At 47.4% G+C, this 13,134-nt stretch carries 7 protein-coding genes; 2 read left to right on the top strand and 5 right to left on the bottom strand.

The window, feature by feature from the left end; all coding sequences use genetic code 11:
- Positions 1 to 29: 29 nt before the first annotated feature.
- The 3 genes from C5O19_RS16340 to C5O19_RS16350 form a co-directional block, all read right to left on the bottom strand.
- Positions 30 to 2,558 carry a PAS domain-containing protein gene (locus C5O19_RS16340; RefSeq protein WP_104714472.1) on the bottom strand — a complete coding sequence of 843 codons (2,529 nt, stop codon included), beginning with the start codon at positions 2,556 to 2,558 and terminating at the stop codon, positions 30 to 32.
- Positions 2,559 to 2,920: 362 nt separating this feature from the next.
- A complete protein-coding gene (locus C5O19_RS16345; RefSeq protein WP_104714473.1) occupies positions 2,921 to 3,715 on the bottom strand; it encodes an SDR family NAD(P)-dependent oxidoreductase in 795 nt (264 codons plus the stop codon).
- Positions 3,716 to 3,945: 230 nt separating this feature from the next.
- Complete coding sequence (locus C5O19_RS16350) at positions 3,946 to 4,665, bottom strand: NUDIX hydrolase (RefSeq protein ID WP_104714474.1); 720 nt, start codon at positions 4,663 to 4,665, stop codon at positions 3,946 to 3,948.
- A 315-nt stretch (positions 4,666 to 4,980) separates the two neighbouring features.
- On the opposite strand from C5O19_RS16350, the gene C5O19_RS16355 reads away from it, so the two are divergent.
- The gene (locus tag C5O19_RS16355) at positions 4,981 to 8,427 is read left to right on the top strand and encodes a ThuA domain-containing protein (RefSeq protein ID WP_104714475.1); all 3,447 of its coding nucleotides are present in this window, start codon (positions 4,981 to 4,983) and stop codon (positions 8,425 to 8,427) included.
- A 68-nt stretch (positions 8,428 to 8,495) separates the two neighbouring features.
- On the top strand, positions 8,496 to 8,873 hold the full coding sequence (locus C5O19_RS16360; protein ID WP_104714476.1) for a hypothetical protein: 378 nt from the start codon (positions 8,496 to 8,498) through the stop codon (positions 8,871 to 8,873).
- 117 nt (positions 8,874 to 8,990) lie between these two features.
- Here C5O19_RS16360 and C5O19_RS16365 read toward each other — a convergent pair whose 3' ends face one another.
- Positions 8,991 to 9,386, bottom strand: a complete 396-nt coding sequence (locus C5O19_RS16365; RefSeq protein ID WP_104714477.1) for a barstar family protein — start codon at positions 9,384 to 9,386, stop codon at positions 8,991 to 8,993.
- 586 nt (positions 9,387 to 9,972) lie between these two features.
- Positions 9,973 to 12,549 carry a cation-translocating P-type ATPase gene (locus tag C5O19_RS16370; RefSeq protein WP_104714478.1) on the bottom strand — a complete coding sequence of 859 codons (2,577 nt, stop codon included), beginning with the start codon at positions 12,547 to 12,549 and terminating at the stop codon, positions 9,973 to 9,975.
- Positions 12,550 to 13,134: the final 585 nt, after the last annotated feature.

The following is a 13,134-nucleotide window of genomic DNA, read 5'->3' on the forward strand; positions in this document are numbered from 1 at the left end:
TCCAATTCCCTTTGATTAGTTGTATACGCTTAGGCAGGAAGATACACCAAGAAGGTAGTTCCTTCGTCGGGCTGGCTTTTGGCCGTAATCCATCCCCCGTGGTTTTCCACTACTTGCTGACAGATGGACAATCCAATGCCCGTACCCGGAAATTCATTCTTGTTGTGCAAACGTTGAAAAACCATAAAAATACGGTCAAGGTATTGTTCATCAAACCCTACGCCTTGATCGGATACACTGATGCGGTGAAAGACTGGTCCGGTCAGTTTACTTTCGGGGGGTAGTTCATTACGTCTGATCAGCTCATACTGAATTTGTATCTCAGGCTGTTTTTCAGGTGGAGTAAACTTGATGGCATTCGATATTAAGTTTTGAAATAACTGGTGTAACTGTACCGCATCGCCTTTCACAGAGGCCAAAGCGTTCGTCTGAATACGGGCTTTGCGTTCGCGTATCGTCAGCGAAAGGGCATCCAGAACGCCTGCTAAAACCGCCTCCAGCGAAACCTCATCAAAACTTTGTTGTCGCGTCGCAAAGCGGGAGTACGTCAGCAGGTCGCTGACCAGCGAGGACATCCGGTAACCGGCGGTATTAATGCGTTCAAGTAAGTTGTAGGCTTGTTCATCTAGTTGACCTGCGAAGCGTTTGGAAAGCAGGGTACTGAACGTTTGTATTTTGCGTAAAGGCTCCTGTAAGTCATGACTTGCGACATAAGCGAACTGCTGCAGGTTTTCGTTTGATCGCTGCAACTCCTGATTGGTTTGTAACAATTCCTGCGTGCGTTCCTGTACATGCTGATCCAATTCGGCTGCTAAATCGCGGTACCGCTGTTCGCTCTGTTGAAGCTCCTGCCGAGCCAAGTATTTATCGGTAACATTCACCGCTGAATTCAGGATCGCAAATACCTTACCCTCACTGTCAAAAATGGGCTGATAGACATAGTTAAACCAGTATCGCTGCAAGCGGCCATTCGTTAAAAGGTCAGCGTGTTCTTCCGTGGCCCGGTACGTTTGACCTGTGCGAAGGATCTCGTGCAAGAGCGGAATAAAAGGTTGTCCTTCCAGCTCAGGCAGAGCTTCGGCTAACTTCTGGCCAATGACCTCTGGTGTTCTACCCCAGAATTGAAGCATTGCATCATTGGCAATGGAAATGATCAGATCATTGGTTTCGTAGACTCCAATAGCGAAAGGAGCTTCTTTAATCAAACCCCGGAATCGAGCTTCACTTTTTTCGAGTTTTTGCCGGGATAATACTTGCTCTGTAACCTCGACAGCCATAATCATAATTCCAGTTACTTCGCCATCGGCGGAGCGAAGTGGCGTATAACTGAAATCGAAGTACAAATCCTCCAAGCGACCGTTTCGGAACAGCTGTGCTAAGACGCCATTCCCGTAAAAGGGTTCTCCGCTATCAAACACTCCTTCCAGAATGTTAATAAAGGGCTGGCCTTGCATCTCTGGTAAGGCATCGATGAGCCGCATTCCCCTAATGGACGGATCTTTTCCCCAGACTTCAAAAAGTTGGGGATTGCCTAATTCAATCACCAAGTCCCGGCCTTTCAATTGGCCCATCGCCATGGGAGCCTGCTCAAAAATGGCCCGGAAACGGGATTCACTCTCTTGTAAATCCCGCTGGGCTTTAAGCTGCTCGGTAATTTCCATACTGAAGTCCACGATACTTACCGTGCCGTCAGGCTCCTGAACGGGCTCAAAACTGGCGTAGAAATGAGCCGTTTCCAGCTGATTGTTTCGCTGGATTTGGAGTGGAATATCGGGAGCTACGAATCGCTGCCCAGTGTTACGGACGGAGTCAAAAATCTCCTTAAGGCCCTGACGACTTAATTCGGGTAAAGCCTCCAGTAAAGATTTTCCCTGAATATCCTCAGCCCGGCGGCCAGCCATGTCCGCAATACGGTCGTTAACCAACTCAAACACGTGTTCATCGCCACGTAGTAATCCCAAGCCAATGGGGGCGTGTTTCAGAACCGTTTCAAATCGCTTACGGTTGGTTATAAGGGCAATGTTTTCGAGTCGATACCGTTCTTCGCTTTCCTTCAGAGCCTGATTCTGTTTGCGTAATTCCAGGAGTTTAATGACCTGTTTGGCCAGAATTTTAAGAGCGGATAATTGTTTTTCAGTGAGCTGTTTCGGTTGATGATCAATTACGCAAAGCGATCCGAGTACATAGCCGTTGGGATCGACCAGAGGTGATCCGGCGTAAAAAACGATATTGGGGAAACCCGTAACAAAGGCATTATTGGCGAACCGAACGTCCAACCGGGCATCCTCCACCACCAGCGGCTTTTGCGGGCTGACGAGGTTGTGTACGCAAAAAGAATGCTCGAGCGAAGTCTCCTGCAGGTCAAGACCATGATGGGATTTAAACCACTGGCGGTCTTTATCAACCAGACTAATCAACGCAATGGGCGTTTCGCAGATATCAGAAGCCAACTGGGTAATATCCTCGTAATCCTCTTCGGGTAAGGAGTCGAGAATATAATAGCTTTCCAAGGCAGTGATTCGATTGTTTTCCTCGGGTGATACAGGAGGGATAGCCATCGTACAATTAATCCAAGTAGTGGGGTAAACTTATTGGAAAACCTATAGTGTACGATAAATGTTATCAAACTAGATAAAAACTTACCGGGGAAAGCTATTCATTGCTTTTTTGAACATTAAAACCTACGCTTCTTAACGTTCGGGTAGGCTATATTTACTACCAGTTCAAGAAAAAGGGACGGACTAAATTTGAAAGAGAAGGTATGGTATAAAACAAAAAAATACGAATGAATTAATGTGTTGATTTACAGAAGAATAGGTAATAATAATGAAAAGAATTTAAAACAAATATACCTATACGTTTTAAATTAATCTGAACTAGTAATCGTGTATTAAGGATTACTAGTTCAGATTATAAAAAGCTAGAAAGCACTTTTCAATAATCCTCCTTCTACGCGTAAGGTAGCCCCGTTCGTAGCCGAAGCTAAGGGGCTGGAGAGATACGTAACCATGTGAGCAATTTCATCCGGACTAGCAAAACGTTGAATCAGCGAGGTAGGACGGAAATCCTGAAAAAATACCTTTTCCATTTCTTCCTCTGTTTTATTCTCCTGTTTGGCCAGATTAGCAATAAATTCACCCACACCGCGGGACTTGGTCGGACCGGGCAAAACGGTATTCACGGTCACCCCCGTGCCTTTGGTAAGTTCGGCCAGTCCCCGGGCGACAGCCAGCTGAGCGGTTTTGGTCATGCCGTAGTGAATCATTTCACTGGGAATGAATACGGCCGATTCGCTGGAAATAAAGAGAATACGTCCCCAGTTTTTCTCCAGCATTTTCGGGAAAAAGTGACGCGAAAGTCGGATGCCGCTCATGACGTTAATTTCAAAAAAGCGGAACCAGTCTTCGTCGGGGATCTCCGTAAATGCTTTGGGCTCAAACACGCCAATGTTATTAACCAGTATATCTACGGAAGGCAGATTGGCCAGCAAAGCCTCCACGTCGGCCGCCTGAGCAAAATCGGCGGGAAAACCGCTGACTTGGGCATTCGGAACTTCGGATTGTAACTGCTGCACAGCAGCGGCTACGTTCTCGGAAGTACGACCGTTTAGAATGACCGTAACTCCTTCCTTAGCCAGACCAAGGGCAATGGCATAACCGATGCCCGCCGTTGAACCACTCACAAACGCTGTTTTTCCTGCTAATTGCAAATCCATAATGCTTGATTTTTGAAGATGAACCGATCGTTTCCTTCGCTCTAATCCATTGTTGAATTACGGAGAGGCTTGACGAGATCTGGAATCGATGGAATAACGAATACGGGTCGGTTTAGTTTCTTAACCGTGCGATAGCCAGCGGGTCAGTAGGATTCCAGAAAACAAAGTCTACGGTAAAGCAATGCTTCGCAATGGAAAAGAGGCATATATTTTAGGCTACGCTTGCCAGGTCACCGAACGAGCCGATAGAGATACGGAGCTTTATTAGCGGCACCCGTGAATTTCTTTTCCAGACGTTCGAGTACCTGAAGATCCAGCATCTTTTTCTGAAAATTGTTACGAGCCAATGGTTTATCAAAGATGGCTTCGTAAAGCTGCTGTACTTCCTTCATGGTAAAGGTTTCCGGCAACAGGTTAAACCCAATCAATTTCTGATCCAGATTGGTACGCAACGTTTCCAGGGCTTTGGCTACGATGGCGTTATGGTCCATAATCAACGGAGGTAACTCCCTGACATTCATCCATTCAATCGACGCATCCAGTTCACTAATTTGCGGTTTTACCTGATGCATGTCAACCAGAGCGTAATAACCAATCGATACAAAACGTCGGCTTAACCAGGCGTAGTCCCGGAGATCAGGGTGCTCAAGTTTGTCCGTATTCAGGGCTAGCAAGCGGTCAATAAAATCCTGACTGCTTCTCGATTGATTCCCGAAAACCCAAAATTGTTCCAGAAAGATGTCGCTGATGCCGGTTCTGAACTTGAGAATCCGGTACGCGGCTTCATCAATACTTTCTTTCTGTAAGATATAACCTCCGGGTAAAGCCCAGAAGTCTCCCCGAAAATCCATTTTAGGTACCAACACTTTAAGCTCACCCGCTTCATACCCAAAAATGACGCAATCGATAGAGAGTTGTTGAATATAATCTTGCTCACGTAACGGTTGCATAGGAGAATAGTATAAAGGGAAGTTTAGAAGAAAGGCCTAAAAATAGCTTCAATCCCTGATTTTCCTGAAATAGCTAAAACTACAAATCAAAAACAGTCTTGGTAAATGCAAACGTAGTGTAAGTGATACGGCTTCGCCTAGAGCGAAAAGATAGCGTGTAAACTACAGGGAATCAGTGGAATAACTTAATCTGGCTATAGAGTTACGAATTTGTATTAACCAGATAAATAATTGTGTAAAATTTATTGTCTAAAAATTAGACAATAAAAGTATTTCTCTAGCTTTGCTGCATTCAAGCACTCGATTACTTACCCTATGCAAACTATACTTCTTCGAATTACCTCGCTGTGGCTGGGATTCTATCTCCTCCAACAAGCCGCTTTCGCTCAGAAACCGACCTTCGACGTTCTCGTTTTTAGCAAAACGGCCGGATTTCGTCACGCGTCCATTGACGCTGGAAAAACGGCTTTGACCAAACTGGCCGGCGAGAAAGGTTTTGCGGTTGCTTTCACGGAGGATGCCAGTCAATTTACCGAATCCAACCTGAAGAAGTACAGCACGGTAGTTTTTCTAAATACGACGGGTGACGTACTGAACGAGCAACAGCAAATGGCCTTTGAACGCTACATTCAAGCGGGTGGCGGCTGGGTGGGCGTTCACGCGGCTACGGATACTGAGTACGAATGGCCCTGGTACGGTCGATTGGCGGGGGCATATTTTCTGGATCACCCCATGACGCCGAGTAATGTGCAGAAAGGCAAGTTCATCGTAACCCTGAAAAACCACTGGGCCACCCGGGGCATGCCAGATGAATTCGAGCGTACGGACGAATTTTACAGCTTCAAGAATATTTCACCCCAGATCAATGTCGTCCTCAAGATTGATGAAAAGAGTTACATCGGCGGCAAGAATCCCGATTTCCACCCCATGAGCTGGTACCAGCCCTTCGACGGCGGCCGGGCCTTTTATACCGCCATGGGTCATACCGATGAAACCTTTTCGGAACCTTTGTTTCTGAATCACCTCTGGGCGGGTATTCAGTACACGGCGGGTGGCGATACACCTCGGTCCCTGGACTTTTCGAAGGCCCGGCCCGAAGAAAATCGCTTCACCAAAGTGATCTTGGAAGAGAAGCTTGACGAGCCGATGGAACTGAGCATACTGGGCGATGGTCGGGTACTCTTTATCCAACGTAAGGGCGAAGTACGGCTGTACAATACCAAAACCAAGGAACTGAAAACTATTGCCAAACTGCCCGTAAGCATTAAGTACGTAAGCAAAGAAGGCAAGGAATCGATGGGTGAAGATGGTCTGCTGGGCTTGAGTAAAGATCCCAATTTTGCTCAAAATCACTGGATTTATCTGTACTATTCGGATCCCAGCGAATCGAAAAATGTACTGAGTCGCTTTGAGCTGAAAAGTGATGAACTGGTAATGGATTCTAAAAAGATCCTGTTGGAAATTCCCACCCAGCGGGAGGAATGCTGCCACACGGGCGGCTCCATTGCCTGGGATAAGGTAGGCAATTTGTACCTGTCAACGGGCGATAACACCAACCCGCACGGCTCGAACGGATTTAGTCCCAGCGATGAGCGGGAAGGTCGTTCGGCCTGGGATGCCCAGAAGTCATCAGCGAATACCAACGATTTGCGGGGTAAGATTCTAAGGATCAAACCGCAGGCGGATGGTAGCTACACCATTCCTGAAGGAAATCTGTTTGCGAAAGGATCCGCTCAGACCCGACCCGAGATTTACACCATGGGCCACCGCAACCCTTTCCGAATTTCGGTCGATCAAAAAACGGGCTTCCTGTACTGGGGCGAAGTAGGTCCCGATGCCGCCAAGGCGGATTCCAGTCGCGGTCCGGCGGGCCACGATGAAGTAGGGCAGGCTCGTAAAGCCGGAAACTTCGGCTGGCCGCATTTTGTGGGCGATAATAAAGCCTATACGAAGTATGACTTCGCCGCCAGTAAATCCGGTGAAAAATGGCAGGTCAGTGCACCGACGAATAACTCCCCGAATAATACGGGACTGAAGGTCTTACCACCCGCTCAGAAGGCATTTATCTGGTACCCGTATGAGGCCTCTTCAGAGTTTCCACTGGTGGGAGCGGGTGGCCGAAACGCCATGGCGGGACCCGTCTTCTACACCGAAGATTTTGCGAAAGCAGAGCGGGCCTTTCCTAGTTATTACGACAAAAAACTGTTCGTTTATGATTGGATGCGAGGTTGGATTATGGCCGTAACCATGGATTCAGTAGGCAATTATGTTTCAATGGATCGCTTTATGCCTAGCTACAAATTCAGTAATCCCATGGATATGGAATTCGCTGACAATGGGGATTTGTACATGCTAGAATACGGTTCCGGCTGGTTTACGGCGAACGACGACGCCCGTCTGATTCGGATTGAATTTAACGGCGGCAACCGTAAGCCACAGGTACAAGTCGCAGCCAACAAGCTGGGCGGAGCTGCTCCCCTGGCTGTAAAACTCACCGCCAAAGGCACTACGGATGCAGATGGTGATGAACTCAAATACGCCTGGAAGATCACTTCTAAAAATGGTTTCAGTAAAACCATTACGCAACCCGAAGCGGCTCTGACCTTGGCTCAAACGGGCCTTTACAAAGCTACGCTGACGGTAAATGATGGGAAGGGTGGTGTCGCCTCGCAGTCGCTGGACATCACCGTAGGCAATGAAGCTCCCGTACTCACGGTTGAGTTACCCCAAAAGTCCTTTTTTACGCCTAACCAGCCTATCCAGTACCAGGTGAAGGTTAGCGACAAGGAAGATGGAACGTTAGGCAAAGGCATCAACCCGGAGCGAGTAGCCGTAAACATTGATTACCTGGCTGAAGGCTATGACAAAGTTGCCATTGCTCAGGGGCACCGCTCGGCGGACGCGGGGGCTTTGCTGGCGACGGGTAAAAAGCTCATCGAATCGAGTGATTGCAAGGCCTGCCATAGTGTAAACAAAAAGTCCATCGGACCCGCTTATCTGGATGTAGCCAAAAAATACAAAGGTGACCCTTCGGCGGTAGAGCGGCTGACGAAGAAAGTGATTGCTGGCGGTGGCGGTGTCTGGGGTGAAACCGCAATGGCGGCCCACCCGCAACTGTCTACCTCCGATGCGGCCGAAATGGTGAAATATATTCTGAGTGTATCCGATCAGACGGCCGGAGCGAAGACGCTACCGCTGAAGGGAAGTTATACGGCGAATTTGCCCACGGGAGATAAAGGAAAAGGGGTTTACATCGTCCGGGCTTCCTACGAAGATAAAGGAGCCAAAGGATTGCCTGCCTTACGCTCTGAACAAAGCTACATACTCAGAAATGCCAAGGTGGATGTACACAATTTCGACGATTACGACAATGTCAATAAAATGGCTTATGGTGGAAATAACCTGGCCATTCCCGCTAAATCCGGTGCCTACATGGCCCTTAAACAGGTGCATCTGAATGGCGTATCAGGAGTCCGGGTTTTGGCGGTAGCTCCGAAACCACAGCTTAATGCTCTGGGTGGAAAAGTACAGCTTCGCCTGAATAGTCCCACGGGTCCCTTACTGGGAGAGTCGGCAATGTTGGAGCCTTCCGACAAACTCGATTTTCAACCCAAAGCCTTGACCATTCCTTTGAAAGGTCCGATGGCTACGGAAACCAAACCACAGGATGTGTATCTGGTATTTGTCAGTCCCAGTAATGCCACGGGTAGTTTGATGGTGGTGATGGGTACGGAGTTTCTGATGGGTACGGGTACTGAATAAGATGAAAGCAGGACAGTTCTAGGGTTTCCAATGTGTTGCATGTCATAACCATCTAAACGCGTATAGCAATGAGGAAAGCGAGTATGTTTTTATTCCTGATACTGATGAGCATGGCCTTCGGTAGCGGGGCTCAGACTACGGCACCGGGCGATTTCTTTGCTGGGAAATGGGAAATCGTCATCGCTGGAACACCCAACGGCGACGCGAAACTGGTAACGGACTTGGTACGGAAAGACGGGAAACTGACGGGCGAACTTTCGGACCCTACGGATCCGGATAAACCCAAAATGCCACTCACAAAAGTTGAGGAAAATGGGGATACGCTGACCTTGTACTTCGATACCTCCCAAGCCGGAGAGCTGGCCTTGAGTTTGACGAAAGTCGACCCGGATACATTGAAAGGTTCGGTATTTAACTTTGAGGCCGTAGCCCGAAGAGTAAAGTGAGTCTAGGCGTTTGCTAATAATGGAGAAAGGACTGTCTACGGATAGTTCCTTCTCCATTATTAGTTATACGCAAAGCCTTGCAATCACAAAGAACCCAGAATTGTTGAGTACAAAGAATTAATCCAGGGCTATAAGTTCAATCGTAGGATGCTCGGCAATGATTTCCAGGATCAGATCGAAATAGGTCGGTCCCGAGCCACTTTCCAGTTCCCTTAGTTTTTCTTGAAATAAGGGAACATTAAACGGTGAACCCGGCTGTAATTTGGCTTCATAGTAGGCTTTCGTCGTTTCGTGCCCAAGGGCTTCTCGGCTCTGAGAAATGTGCTTCCATACTAATTGAATTTCTCCCTGATTTTTAAGTACCCCAAAACCACCATACAGTAAATCATCCAAAGCATCTAGACTCGGACCAATTTCCCAGTCTTCATCGGCCATAAAAACCCGGTTGATTTCCTCGTAAAAAGAAGGAAGATCTTTGATGGAGTGACCGTTTAGGATGATTTGTTTTTTCATGTCGTTTACGCTGGGTAAAAGCAGGCTTTTGTACCCGGTTTTAGAGTTACTGGTATAGTTAGTGAAGAAGTACTATCAACCTAAAGGCTCTATTCCATTTCTACGGCTAAGGGCTCATTAATAAACAATTGTATCCGTGAAGCCCCGACCGGATGCCTTTCTGTCCTTAGCCTTTCAAAGTGGAAATGAATTTTTCATTTTGAAAGGCTAAGGATAGTTTGTTATTAGTTAAATATCTCACTACTAGACAAATACAGATTGATTTTGAGTAAGGCATGACTTTCTTACTACTTGATCGATCAATCGACTAGAATCATGAATACTACAAAAAGTGCTCGATCTATACCCATCCATGCAACCACTTTTTCAATCGCCCGTACCCTTACTCTGAAACGGTTAAGAAAAGTATCGAAATTCAGAAATCGGTTCAAACCCTACCCAGTCTTAGTACTGATTGTTAGTGGAATATTGGTCACTACTGGACTGGTGCAAATTCTAGCTACGCTGATACGTACGTATTGATACGCATCAATGTAATTTTTTAATTGGATTTAACCGGAACGCTTCGCCTCAGGTAAAATTTATTCTAGCGGAGTATACCCAGTCGTTGAATCAGTTGAATGATGGGTATAGGCAATAAACCACCCGCGAGAATCAGTAAAAACTCGGTACCGAGGACGGGCTCAATACGGAGGACCTGCCGAAGAAAAGGAATCGTGTAGGTAGCAATCAAGAGGAGCATACAAAGGCCAATCGCTCCCCAAACGTACCGATTCTGAGTGATCTCGTTGACAAAGAAAGATCGTTCTGAGTGGAGATTGAACACGTGCATCAATTGAGCGAAAGCCAGCGTATAAAAGACTAAGTTATTGGCTTCCTGGGGACTTAAATCAAAACCAAAAATCCCCGCGTAATATACTCCCAAAACGGAAGCCGTCATCACGAGTGCATATACTAGCAAGGCACGCCAATCCCCTGAACTGAGTAAGGGCATTTGCGGGTCCCGGGGCGGGTGCTGCATGACATCCCGATTGTCTTTACCTACACCCAGAGCCAAGGCAGGAAAAACGTCGGTGACAATGTTAATAAAAAGAATTTGAAGGGGCAGTAAGGGAGCTTCTACATTTAAAAATCCCGCTACGGTAACCACAAAAATTTCACTCAGATTACAAGACAGCAGGTACAGTACAAATTTGCGGATATTTTCAAAAATGACCCGTCCTTGAGCAATGGCCGTTCCGATGGAGGTGAAGGAGTCATCCTGCAAGACCATCTCGGCTGTCTCGGCGGCCACCTGCGTACCACGTAGTCCCATTGCAATACCAATATCGGCTTTTTTGAGAGCCGGAGCGTCGTTCACCCCATCACCCGTCATGCCTACGATGGCACCGGTATGCTGATAGAGTTCGATAAGGTCCAGTTTCTGTTGGGGACTCACGCGGGCAAACACCCGGCAATCCATAAGCTCGGTTTTATCCGCTTTGGCAAACAGGTCAGTTAGCTCTTTGCCCGTAATAGCCCGTTTTTCGTTTGCGGTGAGTAATCCCACCTGCGTAGCGATGGTGAGAGCCGTCGTAGGGTGATCTCCCGTAACCATGATGACTTTAATGCCCGCTCTTCTGCAGGCTTCCAGCGTAGGGGTAACCTCCGTTCGGGCTGGGTCTAAAAAGCCAATCATGCCGAGGTAAGTAAGGTCGGCTTCGGCAAAATCATTCGCTGGTTTTTCAAAAAGTTCTTTCTTCGCGAAGGCTAGCGTTCGTAATCCCTCGGCCGCCATCGATTCGGATAATTGGATTAATTTATCCGTTTCGGAAACGTTGGTACTACGCTTGAGTACTTCCTCCAATGCCCCTTTAACGGCTACTACATAAAAAGAATGTTTCACCTGGTGTAAAGTGGCCATGATCCGAGAATCGGAATTAAAGGGTATCTCTGCCCGACGGGGATAAGTTTTTTGTAATGCTTCTATGGATAGGCCCCGTTGCTCGGCAAAGTTGAGCAAAGCAATTTCTAACGGATCACCAATGGATTCATCCTCGGAGGCGGAGGCGTTATTACAAAGCACACTTATCCGCAACAAATCCGTGGCCGGTAGATCGATCGTTTCACTGCTACCGAAGGTATCCATCGAGTTGCCGAGCTGTAGCTGATGAACCGTCAACTGATTTTGCGTTAGCGTACCAGTTTTATCCGTAAAAATCACGCCCGTACTTCCCAGCGTTTCTACGGAAGATAAGCGTTTGACGATGACTTTCTTTTGGGCGAGTTGTAACATGCCGTTAGCCAGAGCAATGGTAGCCACGACCGACATACCCTCGGGAATTGCCGCAATGGCCAATGCTACGGCCGTTTCGATTAATTCTAAGGGTTGGCGGTGGTAGAGTAGTCCAACGATCAGGTAAACCACTGCCAGACCTGCAGTAATCCAGATGAGTCGTTTAGCCAGTACGTCCAATTTGGCTTCCAGCGGGGTGGCGTTTCGCTTGGCTTCGGCCACTAAGTTTGAAATTTTACCTAATTCGGTCTCGGTTCCAATGCCCGTTACGACGGCACGTCCATTGCCTGCCGTAACCAAGGTCCCCTTATACAGACGATTGGGTGGGTGGTTTTCCTCGTCGCTGTTGCGTTGTAGACTTTTGGCTACGGGTAGCGACTCTCCCGTCAGCATGGACTCGTTAACTTCCAGCTGGTTCATTTCAAAAAGAATCGCATCGGCTGCGATGACATCGCCAGCTTCTATCAGTAGGAGGTCACCTCGGGTAATTTCCTGCGATGGAATCTCGTGCATTTTCCCCGATCGCCATACCCTGGCTTTGGTATCTCCCAAGGATCGAAGGGCTTGCATCGATTTTCCCGCATTCCACTCTAACGTTAAGCCCAGTCCTGCATTGATTAAAATAATGGTCGCAATGGCGTACCCTTCCAACGTATCTCCCAAAAGAAAGGATAAAATAGCGGCGGCAGCCAGAATATAAACAATAAGACTTTTGAATTGGAGAACGAGTAAGGTCAGGAGGCTTTCCTGCTTAGCGGTTTCCAGTGCATTAGGGCCGTATGCTTCCCGCCGCTTCTGGGCTTCCTGCGGGGAAAGCCCTTTTTCCGGATCAACCGAAAGTTCCGTGAAAAGAGATTGAGTTGCTGCGGGAAGAGATGAACTATTCATAGGCAATGCGTACGTGTCGAAGATGAACGGCTTCTCACCAATCCTGCCATTCGTAGACAAGGTTAAACGATAAACCGGGAATGTCCGGTGCTGGTGAAGAATGAAAGGGACAAAACAACTGCTAAGGCTTTAGCGGTGAGCTGATCCTGATCAGTTACGTTGATGATTTTAGTAATTCGCAAGTTCCCGTACTTAAAAGACTGGACGGAGTAGGTGAATAAACCGCTGAAAAGCTAGTAGCAAGGTAGTCGAAGTACCCGTTTACACTTTAATTATAAAAGCCTATGGGAGTAGTAGCCTTAAATTTAGGGGTCTTAGAGTGGTTACTTTTTTGCTAAAAGTGTTAAGAATCTGCTAGTTATCTTTGTTATGTACTTGTACAGCAGAAGAGTACTCGTACGTCTTCTGCTTCTTTACGCAGGTTGAGGCACCTTAATGGCGGTTGGGGACCTCCTTCGTTGATTTGACTTTTCATAAGGGGATGGAGAAAAGAATCAATGAAGTTCCTGCGTGAAGGATAATTTTCGTAAAACCTTTTACAAGGAGGCTGTACCGTCTTACGCGTCCGGTAACTACAGCTCCATT

Origin of the sequence: Siphonobacter curvatus (assembly GCF_002943425.1) — a bacterium.
GTDB lineage: Bacteria > Bacteroidota > Bacteroidia > Cytophagales > Spirosomataceae > Siphonobacter > Siphonobacter curvatus.

Coding starts and splice junctions, on each gene's coding strand:
- C5O19_RS16370 (WP_104714478.1), bottom strand. CDS start 12,549: ATGAATAGTTCATCTCTTCCCGCAGCAACTCAATCTCTTTTCACGGAA.
- C5O19_RS16350 (WP_104714474.1), bottom strand. CDS start 4,665: ATGCAACCGTTACGTGAGCAAGATTATATTCAACAACTCTCTATCGAT.
- C5O19_RS16355 (WP_104714475.1), top strand. CDS start 4,981: ATGCAAACTATACTTCTTCGAATTACCTCGCTGTGGCTGGGATTCTAT.
- C5O19_RS16365 (WP_104714477.1), bottom strand. CDS start 9,386: ATGAAAAAACAAATCATCCTAAACGGTCACTCCATCAAAGATCTTCCT.
- C5O19_RS16340 (WP_104714472.1), bottom strand. CDS start 2,558: ATGGCTATCCCTCCTGTATCACCCGAGGAAAACAATCGAATCACTGCC.
- C5O19_RS16345 (WP_104714473.1), bottom strand. CDS start 3,715: ATGGATTTGCAATTAGCAGGAAAAACAGCGTTTGTGAGTGGTTCAACG.
- C5O19_RS16360 (WP_104714476.1), top strand. CDS start 8,496: ATGAGGAAAGCGAGTATGTTTTTATTCCTGATACTGATGAGCATGGCC.